Raw genomic sequence first — 15440 nt, forward strand, 5'->3', positions numbered from 1 at the left:
GAGGCCGTGGGAGCGAACTTGTTCGCGAAGAGGGCTGTATGATCGTCGAAAATGCATCGACTGAAACACCGTCTTCGTGAGCAAGCTCACTCCCACAAGGATCTTTACTCCGCCTGATACTGCGCGTCGAGCCCCGCTTTCCGGGCTCATCAAGACTCGAGTATCACGCCGGGCGCAGAGCGTGGGAGCGATGAGTAATCAATTAATCAATCAACCCGTTCACATCGTAGAACGGGTACGGCCCTTCATAGTCGCCGAACACGGCGTTATGGCTGACAAACCCCTGCTCCGAATGCCAGCGGTGCAGCACGTAGCCTGCCGGTTCCAGATTGAAATGCGCAGGCGCGGCTTCGTCGAGGTCGAGGACAATCTGATGTGAGGTGCCAGGACAGATGCTTGCCAGGCTGCCTCCGAAACGTCGTTGCATCGGTCGATGCAAATGTCCGCACAGCAAACGCTCCACTTGCGGATGCTGGGCGATCACGCGCTCAAGCGCCGACGCGTTGCCGAAGGGTTCGCGGTCCATGTGCCCTATGCCGGTAATGAACGGCGGATGGTGCATGACGATCACGGTCGGCACGTAAGGACGACGGGACAGCTGCGCGTGCAACCAGTCCAGCTGACAGTAATCCAGTTGCCCGCCATGCTCGCCGGGAATGGTCGTGTCCATGCCGATCAGGCGCACCGGGTATTTCTCCACCACCCAGTCCAGAGGTCCGCTGGCCGACAACGGCAGGTACACCTGCTCGGCAAACGCAGCCAGCAGGTTGTGCCGATCGTCATGATTGCCGGGCACCAGATAAAACGGCATCTGCAGACGTTCCAGCTCTGGCTTGAGTACGGCGTATTCGTCTTCGCGACCGAAGTCCACCAGGTCACCGCTGATCACCACGATGTCGGGGCGCTGCTTGCTGGCATTGATGTGCGCGACAGCGCGGCGCAACGCACTCAGAGTGTCGACCACGCCATAAGTCAGGCGGCCGTCGGCTTTGAGGTGCAGGTCACTGATCTGAGCAATGAGAAACGAACGATTCAAAATAATCTCTCTACGAAAAACGAGTTCACGAATGCAGGGTAAACAGCACTTGCGGGTCGACACTCAGGGCAATGACTGCGTTGGCGGCGTAAATCACGTTGTCGGTGCTGTCCACCAGCAGCGGCTGCGGGCCACCGACATCGACCAGCAAGCGACTTTGCGCGCCCTGAAAAAACTGCCCGACCAGACGCCCATGAAGATGGCCGTTTCCAGACATCAAACGCAGGTGCTCGGGGCGGCAGTAGACCGTGCCCGGTACGTCAGGCCCGTGCCACGGCAGCTCGCCACCGCTCACCTTGAGGCCTGACGGGGTGCGCTCGACCACGCTGAACGCGTTCAGATTGCCGACAAACCCGGCGACGAACGCATTGGCAGGTTGTTGATAGATTTCCCTCGGCGTCGCCAATTGCGAGACGCAGCCTTTTTCCATGACCAGAATCCGGTCGCCCAGAGCCATTGCCTCGCCCTGATCGTGGGTGACGAACACCGAGGTGATGCCCAGCCCACGCAGCAACTGGTCCAGCTCACTGCGCAAGCGCTCGCGCAACTGCGCGTCCAGTGCCGCCAGCGGTTCGTCGAGCAACAGCACCCTAGGACGCGGCGCCAACGCACGGGCCAGAGCGACCCGTTGGCGCTGCCCGCCAGACAGCTCGTTGACGCGGCGATTGCCGTGGCCGGTCAAACCGACCAGTTCCAGCAACTCATCGCAACGCTTGTTGCGCTCGGCAGCCGACAGACCACGAATCTTCAGGCCGTAAACGATATTGCCGGCCACATCGAGGTTGGGAAACAACGCGTAGTTCTGAAACACCATGCCCACGTCGCGCCGCTCGATGGGCAGACGTGTCACGTCCTGATCATCGAACAACACCTGCCCGACGTCCGGACGTTCAAGCCCGGCAATCAGCCGCAAGGTGGTGGTCTTGCCGCAACCGGACGGACCGAGAATCGCCAGCGTTTCGCCGGGCTCGATGGTCAGGTGCAGATCCTTTACAGCAACGGTGCCGTCGGCAAATGCCTTGCGGCAGCCTTTCAGGCGAATGGTGGTTCCGCTCATCGGCTCTCTCCACGGGCAAGACGCGCGCTGATGGCCTGCAACGCAATCAGCAGCGGCACAATCAGCAACAGAAAAAGAAGGGTGTAGGCACTGGCGACTTCCAGTCGCGCCGAGGCGTAGCTGTCGGCCAGACCGACCGGCAGGGTTTTGGTCATCGGCGTGTGCAGCATCCAGGTCAGGTTGAATTCGCCCAGCGACAGGGTCACAACCATCAGCACACCGGCAAGAATGCCGGCTCGGCAGTTAGGCACCACCACACTGAAGAAACGCTTGATCGGCCCGGCGCCCAGACTGGCGGCCGCCTCTTCAAGCACCGGCAGTTGCTGACGCTGCATCACCGCCATGACCGGACGCACCAGGAACGGCAGGGTGAACAACACGTGGCCGACCAGAATGAACAACCAGCTGCTGCGAAAGCCGCCGAACTGGCCGTAGGTCAGGAGTAACGCGAGGGCGCTGGCCAGACCGGGCATGGCGACGGGCAAGACCATCAATTCCTCGAAGGCCCGGCTGAAGCGATTGTTCATGCGCACCAGTGCATACGCAGCCGGAACCCCTACCAGGCACACGCAGATTGCGCAGGCCACGGCCAGTTGCAACGACAGCCAGACGGTGGGTGAATAGGCCTGCCAGACCTGTACCAGCCAGTCGAAGGTCAGACCGCTCGACAGACCGAGAAAATAATTGCGCGTCAGGCCGGCCAGCAGCGACAGCACCACAGGCACCAGCATGAACGCACAGACCAACAGGGTGAACGCCAGTTGCGCCACGAACAACGGTGAACGTTTCACAGGACAACTCCCGATTTACCGACCATACGACGCGCCAGCAACAGCACTGCCCACGTAACCAGCCCGAGGATGACTGACAGCGCAGCGGCCACCGTGAAGTTGGCGTAATTGGTGAACACGTTGTAGATCGCTACCGGCGTGACGTTCAGACGCGTGCCCAGGGTAAAGGCCGTGCCGAAGGCGCCCATCGACGTGGCGAAGCAGATCGCGCCGCAGGACACCAGCGCGGGCGCCAGCCCCGGAATGATCACATCGCACACCACCCGCCAATGACCGGCACCCAGCGAATGCGCAGCTTCTTCAAGGCTGCGGTCCAGGCTTTCGCAAGCGGCCATGACTGTCAGAATCACGCGCGGAATCGAGAAATACAGATAGCCGATGAACAGCCCGGTCAGCGAGTAGGCGAACACCCAGCGCTCGCCCGCCAGGTGCAGCCCGAGCGCGGCGAAGATGCCCTGTCGACCGGCCAGCAGAATCACCAGAAAGCCGACCACCACACCGGGAAACGCCAGCGGGAAGGTCAGCAAGGCCACCAGCGCAGAGCGTCCGAAAAAGTGGTTGCGGGCCAGAAACACACCGCTGATGCCGCCGACCAGCAACGCCGCGAGCGTTACCACCAGCGCCAGCAGGCAGGTTTGCAGCAGACTGCCGAGGTACTGAGCACTGCTCAGGACCTGCCAGTAACCGCTGCCATTGCCATCAGACCCTTGCGTACCGAGCATGATCAGGTGGGTCAGCGGCAGCAGCCAGAATGCCAGCAATACGGCCATCGCCGGGGCCAACGCCACCGCAGCGGTCGGGCGCAGCCGCAGCCTGAAAAATCCGCCCTTGCGCAGAGGCAGCGCTTGTTCCGGCGAGGCCGACATTACTTCACCTCACGCAGATAACGGGCAGCGAAAGCTTCCTGAACCGCGGCCATGTGCTGGTAGTCCACCACACCGGCGCGGGCGTAATCGCTGTCCGGCAGGAACTGTGCAGCCACTTCGGCAGGCATTTTCGAGCGCACTGGACGCAGATAGGCCTTGGCCCACAGCGCCTGCCCTTCGTCGGACAATACGAAGTCCAGCACCTTCTCGGCGTTGGCACGATGCGGTGCCTTGGCCACCAGGCTCATCACATACGGAACGCCGATGGTGCCTTCCTTGGGAATCACGAAGGCGACGTTGGCCTTGTCCTTGTAGCGAGCACGATAGGCATTGAAGTCATAGTCGACCAGAATCGGTAGCTCGCCGGACAGCACGCGTGCATAAGCGGTTTGCTTGGGCACGATGGGCGAGTTTTTCGCCAGTTTCTGGAAGTAGTCGATGGCCGGACCGAAATTGTCCAGCGTGCCGCCCATGGCCTGGTTGATCGCCACAGCAGAAACGTAACCGACGAACGCACTGGACGGGTCGAGATAACCGACCATGCCCTTGTACTCGGGCTTGAGCAGGTCCGCCCAGCTTTGCGGCACCGGCAGACCGCCCAGTGCGTCGACGTTGACCATGATGCCGAGGGTCCCGGAGTGAATGGCGAACCAGTGTCCTTCGGGGTCTTTCAGGCCTGCCGGAATCTCGTCCCAGTGCTTGGGTTTGTAGGTGTCGACCACGCCGGCCTTCTGCGCCTGCAAGCCGAATGTCACGCCGTAATAGACCACGTCAGCGACTGGTGCGGCTTGCTCGGCAACGATCTGCGCCAGCGCCTGGCCGGAGTTCTTGTTATCCAGCGGCACCTGCACACCGGTGCTGTCGGCAATCGCCTTGAGCTGCGTTCCCCAGTCGGCCCATTCGGGCGGGCAGTTGTAGCAGATGGCGGTTTCGGCGGCCTGGGCGAGGCTGGCCGCACCGCATAACAGCAGTGCCGCGAGGGTTTTACTGAGGCTGAGCATGAAGCATCTCCTGGTAGGGCTGGGTGCTTTCGCCGGGCCGGATGTGGCACGGCAGACAATGAGAAACAGGTACTGCGCCAGCAATCCGTGCCAGTAATTGGTCGATGACGATGTGCGCCAGCTCGGCGATGGGCTGAACCACGCTGCACAAGGTCGGGTGCATCTGCGTGCCGAGGGCGATACCGTCGAAGCCGATCACCGACAGGCGCTCGGGAACGCCCCAGCCGTTGCGGCGCAATTCGGCAATCAGGCTGATGGCCAGCAGATCGTTGGAACAGACCAGCGCGCTGGGCGCGTCCGACCCACGTAGCAGCGGTTCGAGTGCAGCGAAATCGGCGCTGGTATGAGCAGGCATTTCAATCACCGGGCGAGCTTCAAGCCCACACTCGGCCATGGCGTCGCGATAACCTTCATAACGCAGTCGGGCGCGGTCGGACTGCATGGCCGGGCCTGCGACCATGGCGACTCGCTGATGGCCTGCATCGATCAGGTATCGAGTAGCCAGCGCCATCCCCGCGCGGTTATCCACAGACACCGAGCTGTAATCAGGATTGTCGGTCTGGTGATAGGCCAGCACGAACGGGGTGTCTTCACTGATCAGGTCTTGCAGCACTCGGTTGTGCTCGGCGTCGGTCACCGTCAGCACCAGCCCGTCGACCCGTTGACGTAACAATTCCTCAACCACGGCGCTTTCACGCTCTGCGGTGTAGTCGGTGGTTGCCAGCAGCAGGTTATAACCCCGCGCCCGAGCCGCCCGCTCCATGGCCTGAAACTGCTCGGCAAACACCGGGTTGAGCAGGTTGGGCACCACCACGCCAATCAGATTGGTGGTTTGCAGACGCAACTGGCGGCCCAGCCGGTTGGGACGAAAACCCAAGGCGCGGGCCGCGGCGAATACCCGCTCGCGGGTCTCCAAGCGCACGACGTCGGGGCTTGCGAAGGCACGTGCCGCCGTGGCTCGGGAAACCCCGGCCAGATGCGCTACCTCTTTCAGATCAGTCATTGTCACTCGCTTGAGATCGATCTCATTGACGGCGACTCTAGGCGCCGAACATGGCTATCTCGCTAACGACTCATGACTTTTTGATGACAAAAGAGAACCAAGGCAGATTAAACGGACGGGGTTTGGCGAAGCGGGACCGGTCTGCGTTACCATCAGCGTTCCGACGCGGCAACCTGCTGCGCGCAGGAGTAGTCATGGCTCACCCGTTTGCAACACTTACTCCCGATCTGGTTCTGGATGCTGTCGAAAGCATCGGTTTTCTCAGCGATGCCCGCATCCTGGCGCTCAACAGTTACGAAAACCGCGTGTATCAGGTCGGTATCGAAGACGGCCAACCGCTGATCGCCAAGTTCTATCGCCCACAGCGCTGGAGCAACGAAGCCATCCTTGAAGAGCACAGCTTCACCGCTGAACTGGTCGAGGTCGAAGTGCCGGTGGTCGCACCCATGGTGCACAACGGCGCAACCCTGTTCGAGCACGCCGGTTTTCGTTTCACGCTGTTCCCGCGTCGCGGTGGACGAGCGCCAGAGCCGGGCAACCTTGATCAGCTGTATCGCCTGGGCCAGTTATTGGGGCGTCTGCATGCCGTCGGCTCGACCAAACCGTTCGCCCACCGTGAAGCCCTGGGCGTGAAGAACTTTGGTCATGACTCGGTCAATTTTCTGTTGGAAAACGACTGCATCCCGCGCAGCCTGCTGCCGGCTTACGAGTCGGTGGCCCGCGACCTGCTCAAACGTGTCGAAGACGTTTACGCAGCCACACCGCACACCAACATCCGCATGCATGGCGACTGCCACCCCGGCAACATGATGTGCCGCGACGAGATGTTCCACATCGTCGATCTGGACGATTGCCGCCTTGGCCCTGCCGTTCAGGATATCTGGATGATGCTGGCCGGCGACCGCCAGGAACGTCTGGGTCAGCTATCGGAGCTGATGGACGGCTACAACGAATTCCATGATTTCGACCCTCGCGAACTGGCCCTGATCGAACCGCTGCGGGCCCTGCGCCTGATGCACTACAGCGCCTGGCTGGCCCGTCGCTGGGATGACCCGGCCTTTCCGCACAGCTTTCCGTGGTTCGGCACGGAGCGTTACTGGGGCGACCATATCCTGGCCCTGCGCGAGCAGATGGCCGCACTGAATGAAGAGCCGTTGAAACTGTTTTGACCTGATGAGCGTGCAGAACGATAACCCCGACTATCGTGCGTCGCATGCAGTTCTGGACGCTCTGCGTCCGATCCTGAGCAAGCGGCGCGGCACAAATATCGAGAATCAGTCGAACCTGTGTATAACATCGAGCGCTCCAGCGTCAGTACAATCAAAACCATCCACCGCATCACCCCATAATAAAACCGGAATTTTCTGTATTAAAGGGACGACGCTCCATGCAAGCTGCCAATCCACGCCGTGGATATATTCTGGGCCTGAGTGCTTACATCATCTGGGGCCTGTTCCCCATCTACTTCAAAGCCATCGCCGCGGTTCCGGCCATCGAGATCATCATCCATCGCGCGCTCTGGTCGGCGCTGTTCGGCTCGATTGTGCTGATGCTCTGGAAGCATCCCGGCTGGTGGCGCGACCTGCGCAACAATCCGCAACGCCTGGCGGTGCTGGCATTGAGCGGTACGCTGATCGCTGCGAACTGGATCGTCTATGTCTGGGCGGTGAACAACGGACGCATGCTTGAGGCCAGCCTGGGCTATTACATCAACCCATTGGTCAATGTGCTGCTCGCCATGTTGCTGCTGGGCGAGCGCCTCAGACGCCTGCAAATGCTGGCGGTCGCCTTCGCCGCCATTGGTGTTGCCCAGCATGTCTGGCACGTTGGCAGCCTGCCGTGGGTGTCACTGGCGCTGGCGCTGACCTTCGCGTTCTACGGGCTGATCCGTAAAAAAGCCCCGGTCGCCGCCCTCCCCGGCCTGGTGGTGGAAACCTGGATGCTTGTGCCGCTGGCGCTGATCTGGCTGACGCTCAACCCGACGGCCGTGAGCGCCCAGCCAGAATTCTGGACAACGACCCAAGCGATCTGGCTCGCCGCTGCCGGCCCGGTCACGCTGGTACCGCTGGTGTGCTTCAACGCCGCCGCACGCCATTTGCCTTTCACCACCCTGGGCTTCCTGCAGTACATCGCGCCCACACTGGTACTGCTGTTGGCCGTGCTGCTGTATGGCGAACACCTGACCACCAGCACCATCATCACCTTCGCCTTCATCTGGACGGGGCTGGCCATCTACAGTGTGGATATCTGGCTGAAATCCCGCAGCCGTCACTGATCAAAAAACAGTCAACACCTCGCAGACCACGCAGCACGTGGGCTGCAAGAGGTTCTCCAAAGGTTATCCACAGGCAGACTGACCTTATCTGTGCACAAGCCATTGAAACTGTTGAATTTTTGATCAATACACGCCAGGCCACGGCGGGTGTGGCGCGCAAGGCTATTCCCCCAGGTTATCCACAGGCAGGTGCACGATTAACTTGGATAACCAGAAACCGCTTACTCCTTGGCTCCCAGCACCAACTCCACCATCAAATCATCCGCCAGGGTCTCGAGCGCCGTTTGCAGGTCATCCAGGGACAATTCCTGCGGGACGCCCAGCACTGCTTTGGCCTGGAACAGCAGTTCGCTGCTCATGGGCGCGGGGGACACGTCGGTGATCAGGTGTTCGACGTTGACGCCCTGCCCGGCCAGCAAACGGGTGATGTCGCGCACGATGCCGGGGCGGTCGTTGCCGACCAGTTCCATGCTGATCAGGCGGGTGGTATCGGACGTCTCGACCACGCTCTCGGCCAGCAACATGCGGATGCCATGGGCTGACAGGCCGTTCAGCGCCTTGATCAGGTCGTCATACTTTTCGGCCTCGACACCTACCTTGAGGATCCCGGCAAATTGCCCGGCCATGCGCGACATGCGGCTTTCCAGCCAGTTGCCGCCATGCTCGGCAATGCACCGCGCGATGCGTTCGACCTGGCCCGGTTTATCGGGGGCAACCAGCGTTACGACGAGATGATCCACGGTCAATTCCTCTTTCTGCACAGATGGTTTGGAGACAGCGTCGGTCATACCAGTATAGGCATGCCCTGGGGGCAGCTCGCACACGGTAAATCGTGTACCGTTTGCCACGCTTTATGGAACAATCCTGAATGCTTTTGGGAACACGCTGAATAATCATCGTGACCCGATATGAATATCCAGTCGTTTAGTGACATATTCAGCGACGTTTTCACGCGACGACGGCTCATGTAGTATCCCGAATCGCGCACTACATGACACCCGGATCAATAACAGAGCGCTCCCCGAGTGTGCTCGACCCTGCTGAGCAGAGTGAGGCAAGTGCAATGACTGAGTACGTTCAAGTCGGTGACCTGCAAGTCGCCAGAGTCCTGTTCGACTTCGTGCAGAACGAAGCCACCCCCGGAACCGGCGTCGACGCCACTGCGTTCTGGGCCGGTGCAGACAAACTGATCCATGACCTTGCGCCGAAGAACAAGGCACTGCTCGCCAAACGTGATGAGTTACAGGCGAAAATCGACGCCTGGCACCAGTCGCATGCAGGGCAGGCTCACGACGCCTCGGCCTACAAAGCCTTCCTTCAAGAGATTGGCTACCTGCTGCCAGAAGCAGCGGACTTCCAGATCACCACGCAAAACGTCGATGAAGAAATCGCCACCATGGCGGGTCCGCAACTGGTCGTGCCGGTGATGAACGCCCGGTTTGCGCTCAATGCGTCAAACGCCCGCTGGGGTTCGCTGTATGACGCGCTCTACGGCACCGACGCCATCAGCGAAACAGGTGGCGCGGAAAAGGGTAAAGGCTACAACAAGGTGCGTGGCGACAAGGTGATTGCTTTCGCTCGTGCCTTTCTCGATCAGGCAGCGCCTCTGTCAGCAGGTTCACATGCCGACTCGACGGCTTACAAGCTGATCGACGGCAAGCTGGTCGTCAGTCTCAAGGGTGGCAGCAATACCGGCCTGCACGATGACGCTCAACTGGTCGGTTTTCAAGGCGATGCCCTGGCGCCGTTTGCCTTGCTGCTCAAGCACAACGGCCTGCACTTCGAACTGCAGATCGACGCCGCCAGCCCGGTCGGTCAGACCGATCCGGCGGGCGTGAAAGACATCCTCATGGAAGCTGCGCTGACCACCATCATGGACTGCGAAGACTCCATCGCCGCTGTGGATGCCGACGACAAAGTGGTTGTCTACCGCAACTGGCTGGGCCTGATGAAGGGCGATCTGGCCGAGTCGGTGTCCAAGGGCGGAGAAACCTTCACCCGCACCATGAACCCGGACCGCGTCTACACCACGCCAGAGGGCGGCGAAGTCACCCTGCACGGTCGCTCGCTGTTGTTCATTCGCAACGTGGGCCACTTGATGACCATCGATGCGATTCTCGACAAACACGGCAACGAAGTGCCGGAAGGCATTCTCGATGGGCTGCTGACCAGCCTCGCCGCCATCCACAACCTCAACGGCAACACCTCGCGCAGCAACAGCCGCAGCGGCTCGATGTACATCGTCAAACCGAAGATGCACGGCCCGGAAGAAGCGGCATTCACCAACGAACTGTTCGAGCGTATCGAGCAGGTGCTGGGTTTGCCGCGTAACACCTTGAAGGTCGGGATCATGGACGAGGAGCGCCGCACTACGGTCAACCTCAAAGCCTGCATTCAGGCCGCCAGCGAGCGCGTGGTGTTCATCAACACCGGTTTCCTCGACCGCACCGGTGACGAAATCCATACCTCCATGGAAGCGGGTCCGGTGGTGCGCAAGGCACAGATGAAAGCCGAGAAGTGGATCGCTGCTTACGAGAACTCCAACGTCGACATCGGCCTGAAATGCGGCCTGCAAGGTCGCGCACAGATCGGCAAAGGCATGTGGGCCATGCCGGACCTGATGGCGGCGATGCTGGAGCAGAAAATCGCTCATCCACTGGCGGGTGCGAACACAGCCTGGGTCCCCTCGCCTACCGCGGCTGCGCTGCACGCCCTGCATTATCACAAGGTCGACGTGTTCGCCCGGCAGGCCGAACTGGCGCAACGCGAGCAAGCCTCGGTGGATGACATTCTGACCATTCCGCTGGCACCGAACGCTGACTGGACCCCGGAAGAAATCCAGAACGAACTGGACAACAACGCACAAGGCATTCTTGGTTATGTTGTGCGCTGGATCGATCAAGGCGTGGGGTGTTCGAAAGTACCGGACATCAACGACATCGGCCTGATGGAAGACCGCGCCACGCTGCGCATCTCCAGCCAGCATATGGCCAACTGGCTGCGTCATGGTGTCGTCAGCGAAGCTCAGGTTCTGGAAAGCCTCAAGCGCATGGCCCCGGTGGTGGATCGCCAGAACGCCAACGACCCGCTGTATCACCCGCTGGCACCCGACTTCGACAACAACATCGCCTTCCAGGCGGCGGTCGAACTGGTGATCGAAGGCACGCGACAGCCTAATGGCTATACCGAGCCGGTACTGCATCGTCGCCGTCGGGAGTTCAAGGCCATCAACGGCCTGTAACGCGTCGCACACCTTCCTTGCAGGTTCTGGTGCTCACCGGACCAGAACCTGCAACGGCTCACCGCCTCAACTTATCCCCAACTCCCGCTTGACCAGCTTCACCAACTGCCTGGTATTGAGCGGTTTGAGAAGGAAGTCCACCACGTTCAGGTGCATGGCATCGATGGCATCGCGCACGTTGGCGTCGCCGGAAACAATGATGATCGGCAGTTCGGCGCGGTCCGACTCACGAACCTTGCGAATCAGATCCAGCCCGTCAAAAGGAGCCATCCGCAGGTCGGTGATCAGCAGTCCGATGGACTGACGCGAGTGGATCATCTGCAGCGCAGTATCGCCACCGGGCGCGGTCATGCAGCTGATGTCATTGAGGCTCAGAATTTCGGCCAGCAGTTCGCGCGCGTCGCTGTCGTCATCGACGATCAGGACCCGTTGCGGGGCGCTGCGGTCGGGCGTGAGCATGACCTCATGGAGGGCATCGCGCTCATCGTCGCTCAGAATATCGTGGTCAATCATTGCAGTCTCATCATTCCCTGAACTAATCCGACAGCAGATACGGGTCAATCTGCGATGCATTTCGTCGGCATCCTGGCCAGTCTTCGCTCGCAATCCATTGCGCTCGTCAAATCAGTTATGTCGCAAGCAGCACGGCGGTGTCACGGGGTTCAAGGTAAGACTTACGTCCAATGGGCACCTGGCTGCAAGCGGCCGACCATGAGCACCAATAACAAGAACGCGGAACAGGCCATGAGCAAGGCAGATGCTTTCACCCAGGCAGGCAAGACAGCCGTGCTGCAGAACATACACGGCACCATGCAGTTTCTGCAAAAATTCCCGCCGTTCAATCAGATGGAAAACGCTCATCTGGCGTATCTGGTCGAGCAGTGTCATCTGCGCTTCTACGCTGCAGGTGAAAGCATCATCAAGCCTGGCGACGGGCCGGTGGAGCACTTTTACATCGTCAAGCAGGGTCGCATCGTCGGCGAGCGTCCGCATTCTGCCAAAGGCGGTACGGAAACGACATTTGAAATAACCACAGGCGAGTGTTTTCCGCTCGCCGCCCTGCTCGGCGAGCGCGCCACGCGCACCGAGCATCTGGCTGCCGAGGACACCTTCTGCCTACAGCTGAACAAGCAGGCGTTCATCAAACTGTTCGCGCTTTCCACAACCTTTCGCGACTTTGCCCTGCGCGGTGTCAGCAGCTTGCTGGACCAAGTCAATCAACAGGTCCAGCAGCGCGCTGTCGAAACCCTCGGCACGCAGTACTCTTTGAACACCCGGCTGGGTGAACTTGCCATGCGCCATCCGGTGATGTGCAGCCCGGAAACGCCCATGCGCGACGCCGTGCGGCTGATGCACGAGCAGCAAGTAGGCAGCATCGTGATTGTCGACGAGCGGCAGTCGCCGCTGGGGATCTTTACCCTGCGCGACCTGCGTGAGGCGGTTGCCGATGTGAATGCCGACTTCAGCGCGCCGGTCAGGCACACCATGAGCCTGTCGCCTTTCCACCTGAGCCCGGACGCCAGTGCCTTCGACGCCGCCATCGCCATGACCGGTCGGCACATCGCCCACGTGTGCCTGGTCCGCGACGGGCGATTGTGCGGCGTGGTGTCGGAGCGGGATCTGTTTTCCCTGCAACGGGTCGACCTGGTGCACCTGGCGCGGACCATCCGCAACGCGCCACGTATTGAAGCGCTCGCCGGCTTGCGGGGCGATATCGTCCAGTTGGTCGATCGCATGCTCGCCCACGGCGCGTCTTCAACCCAGATAACCCAGATCATCACCCTGCTCAACGACCACACCGTATGCCGGGTGATCGAGCTGACGCTTGCAGAGAAAGGCGACCCTGGCATTGCCTTCAGCTGGCTGTGCTTTGGCAGCGAAGGCCGTCGCGAGCAGACGCTGCATACCGATCAGGACAACGGCATTCTGTTCGAAGCGCGTGATGCAGCCGAGGCAGAGCAGATTCGCAACGTACTGCTGCCGATTGCCGAACGCATCAATCAGAACCTCGCGCAGTGCGGTTTTACCCTGTGCAAGGGCAACATCATGGCCGGCAACCCCGAACTGTGCCTGTCCCGACTCGAATGGTCGCAGCGCTTCTCGACGTTTATTCGCGAGGCGACGCCGGAGAACCTGCTGGCCTCGAGTATCTATTTCGATCTGCGCGTGGTCTGGGGTGATGAAAGCAGCGGCGAGCAACTGCGCCGCAGCATTCTCGATCAGGTCGCAGATAACCGGCTGTTCCAGCGCATGATGGCTGACAACGCATTGCGCCAGCGTCCGCCAGTGGGTCGTTTCAAGGATTTCGTGTTGGCCCGCAAAGGCAGTGAAAAGGACACGCTGGACCTCAAGGTCGAAGGCCTGACGCCCTTCGTCGACGGTGCGCGCCTGCTGGCGCTGGCCAACGGTATCGGCGTGAGCAACACGCAGGAACGCTTGCGCCAACTGGTCGAGCGCGAAGTCATCGACCCGCTTGACGGTGCCGCGTATGAAGAGGCTTATCACTTCATTCAGCAGACTCGCATGCAGCAGCACCAACTGCAAAGCCGCCAGAACCTGGCGTATTCCAACCGCATCGACCCGGACACACTCAACCATCTGGACCGGCGTATTCTGCGCGAATCGTTTCGCCAGGCGCAGCGATTGCAAACCAGCCTGACCCTGCGTTATCAACTATGAACCTGTTCGAATGGCTCAAACCACGGCCGAAAAAGACACCCTTGCACGCGCATCAACTGGATCGCCTGGAGCGGCTGCCGGTGTGCGCGAACCTCAGCGACAGGTCACTGCGTGAACAGCGCTGGGTCGTGCTCGACCTGGAAACCAGCGGCCTGAATATGAACCGTGATCAGGTGCTGTCCATTGGTGCGGTAGTGATTGAAGACGGCGCCATCGATCTGGGCCAGCAGTTCGAGCGCACGCTATTGCGCGTCGACCACAAGATCAGTCCGGCCGTTCTGATTCATGGGCTGGCGCCTAGCGCGATTGCCGCTGGCAGTGAGCCGGTCGAAGCCTTGCTGGACTTCATGGAGTTCGTCGGTGACAGCCCGATTCTCGGCTTTCATGCGCCATTCGATCAGCACATGCTGTCACGCGCCTTGAAGGAAAGCCTGGGCTATCGCTTGCAGCATGCGTTTTTCGACGTCGCCGAAATAGCCCCGATGCTGTGCGAACACGCCAACCTGCGTCATGCCGGGCTGGATGACTGGACTCGTTTCTTTGGTCTGCATGCCGAAGAGCGTCACCATGCCAGCGCCGATGCGCTGGTCACCGCAGAACTGGCGCTGATCCTGTTCAGCCACGCCCGTCGTCAGCAGATCGACAGCCCCTTGCGGCTGGAGGAAGCACTCGGGCAGTGGCGCAGGCGCAGACAGTCGCATTCGTTCTGACTGCGACTGCGTCAGCGCCTCACGTTCAGTTCGGGGCGATGGTCTTGGCGATCACATCCACCGTCGCTTCGACCTGCTCCCGGTAGCGCTTGAGCTCGACCTTGTGCAGTTGCTCAAGCTCGATCTGCTGCGAACAAAGGTTCAGCGCAGCAAGGACCAGCAGACGGTCACCGATCAACGTCGGGTATTTGCGCTTGGTGTCGGCCAGCGATGCATTGAGCATCGCAGCGGCCTTCATGAGCGTCAGGTCTTCGCCAGCCGGCGCCTTGACCGAGTACTCATTGCCCAGAATGGTGAGAACGGTTACACCGCTGCCATCGACGTTCATGCGCCGACAGCACTTGCGCTGGTCGCGCGATCAACCAGTGCCTGGATGCGCGCGGCAGTGCTGCCATGCTTCTCTTCCTGCTCCATCAGACTCAGTTGCAAGTTCTCGTTCTCGTCCTTGGCTTTTGCCAGCTCGGCACTGAGCTGTGCATTTGTTTCCTGAAGGGCCTGGTTCTGCTGCACCAGATCGCCGACAAGTTGTTCCAATTGGCTAAGGGAGGCTTCCAACATTTTGATTTCTCGAGCAAATTTCAACGGGCGCGTACGATAAAGAAAAGTCGCTGCGCATACCAGCGCTCACCGCTCTGTCATCACATCGACACATCGATAACGTAGACGCGTAGGGGGCTTGTGACTCCTTATTCGGTATCCGGTTCCTGCTGTTCGTCAGACCGTCTGAAACTGCGACAAGTGCGCGCAGGCTATGGGCAGACTGCCATCTCGGAAAAAGCCT

Annotated in this window: 15 protein-coding genes; 5 read left to right on the forward strand and 10 right to left on the reverse strand. The window is 60.4% G+C overall.

All coding sequences use genetic code 11. From position 1 onward, the window contains the following. Positions 1-202: 202 nt before the first annotated feature. The 6 genes from V476_RS08710 to V476_RS08735 are packed head-to-tail and all read right to left on the reverse strand — an operon-like array spanning position 203 to position 5754. Complete coding sequence (locus V476_RS08710; RefSeq protein WP_004415694.1) at positions 203-1036, reverse strand: phosphodiesterase; 834 nt, start codon at positions 1034-1036, stop codon at positions 203-205. Between the two features lie 25 nt (positions 1037-1061). Next, a complete protein-coding gene (locus V476_RS08715) occupies positions 1062-2093 on the reverse strand; it encodes an ABC transporter ATP-binding protein (protein ID WP_004415692.1) in 1032 nt (343 codons plus the stop codon). Continuing rightward, positions 2090-2884, reverse strand: a complete 795-nt coding sequence (locus tag V476_RS08720; protein ID WP_003316181.1) for an ABC transporter permease — start codon at positions 2882-2884, stop codon at positions 2090-2092. Before V476_RS08720 ends, V476_RS08715 begins: the two co-directional genes overlap by 4 nt. Next, positions 2881-3750, reverse strand: coding sequence for an ABC transporter permease (locus tag V476_RS08725; RefSeq protein ID WP_003393586.1), 870 nt, complete (start codon positions 3748-3750; stop codon positions 2881-2883). Before V476_RS08725 ends, V476_RS08720 begins: the two co-directional genes overlap by 4 nt. Continuing rightward, positions 3750-4751: an ABC transporter substrate-binding protein gene (locus tag V476_RS08730; RefSeq protein WP_003411850.1), complete on the reverse strand. Its 1002-nt coding sequence runs from the start codon at positions 4749-4751 to the stop codon at positions 3750-3752. Before V476_RS08730 ends, V476_RS08725 begins: the two co-directional genes overlap by 1 nt. Beyond that, on the reverse strand, positions 4735-5754 hold the full coding sequence (locus V476_RS08735) for a LacI family DNA-binding transcriptional regulator (protein WP_024961463.1): 1020 nt from the start codon (positions 5752-5754) through the stop codon (positions 4735-4737). Before V476_RS08735 ends, V476_RS08730 begins: the two co-directional genes overlap by 17 nt. Before the next feature lie 194 nt (positions 5755-5948). On the opposite strand from V476_RS08735, the gene V476_RS08740 reads away from it, so the two are divergent. Further along, positions 5949-6923, forward strand: a complete 975-nt coding sequence (locus V476_RS08740; protein ID WP_003411854.1) for a serine/threonine protein kinase — start codon at positions 5949-5951, stop codon at positions 6921-6923. A gap of 218 nt (positions 6924-7141) precedes the next feature. Next, positions 7142-8029: an EamA family transporter RarD gene (gene rarD, locus V476_RS08745; RefSeq protein WP_024961462.1), complete on the forward strand. Its 888-nt coding sequence runs from the start codon at positions 7142-7144 to the stop codon at positions 8027-8029. Between the two features lie 221 nt (positions 8030-8250). Here the strand turns inward: rarD and V476_RS08750 are convergent, their stop codons facing one another. Continuing rightward, positions 8251-8769: a glycine cleavage system transcriptional repressor gene (locus V476_RS08750; RefSeq protein WP_004415689.1), complete on the reverse strand. Its 519-nt coding sequence runs from the start codon at positions 8767-8769 to the stop codon at positions 8251-8253. Positions 8770-9092: 323 nt separating this feature from the next. Between V476_RS08750 and V476_RS08755 the strand changes: the two genes are divergently transcribed. Then, the gene (locus tag V476_RS08755) at positions 9093-11270 is read left to right on the forward strand and encodes a malate synthase G (RefSeq protein ID WP_024961461.1); all 2178 of its coding nucleotides are present in this window, start codon (positions 9093-9095) and stop codon (positions 11268-11270) included. A 66-nt stretch (positions 11271-11336) separates the two neighbouring features. Here V476_RS08755 and V476_RS08760 read toward each other — a convergent pair whose 3' ends face one another. Continuing rightward, positions 11337-11783 carry a response regulator gene (locus tag V476_RS08760; protein WP_003316174.1) on the reverse strand — a complete coding sequence of 149 codons (447 nt, stop codon included), beginning with the start codon at positions 11781-11783 and terminating at the stop codon, positions 11337-11339. A gap of 231 nt (positions 11784-12014) precedes the next feature. Between V476_RS08760 and V476_RS08765 the strand changes: the two genes are divergently transcribed. After that, positions 12015-13949 (forward strand): DUF294 nucleotidyltransferase-like domain-containing protein, encoded by a 1935-nt coding sequence (locus V476_RS08765; RefSeq protein ID WP_024961460.1) that lies wholly within the window; start codon positions 12015-12017, stop codon positions 13947-13949. Beyond that, positions 13946-14659 carry a 3'-5' exonuclease gene (locus tag V476_RS08770; protein WP_024961459.1) on the forward strand — a complete coding sequence of 238 codons (714 nt, stop codon included), beginning with the start codon at positions 13946-13948 and terminating at the stop codon, positions 14657-14659. The genes V476_RS08765 and V476_RS08770 overlap by 4 nt, the downstream gene beginning before the upstream one ends. Positions 14660-14684: 25 nt before the next feature. On the opposite strand, the gene V476_RS08775 is transcribed toward V476_RS08770, so the two are convergent. Continuing rightward, entirely contained in the window at positions 14685-14987 is a 303-nt protein-coding gene (locus V476_RS08775) for a cell division protein ZapA (RefSeq protein ID WP_003316170.1), read from the reverse strand. Next, on the reverse strand, positions 14984-15217 hold the full coding sequence (locus tag V476_RS08780) for a hypothetical protein (protein WP_003402183.1): 234 nt from the start codon (positions 15215-15217) through the stop codon (positions 14984-14986). The genes V476_RS08775 and V476_RS08780 overlap by 4 nt, the downstream gene beginning before the upstream one ends. Positions 15218-15440 lie beyond the last annotated feature (223 nt).

Source organism: Pseudomonas syringae KCTC 12500 (assembly GCF_000507185.2).
In the GTDB taxonomy this organism is placed as follows: domain Bacteria; phylum Pseudomonadota; class Gammaproteobacteria; order Pseudomonadales; family Pseudomonadaceae; genus Aquipseudomonas; species Aquipseudomonas syringae.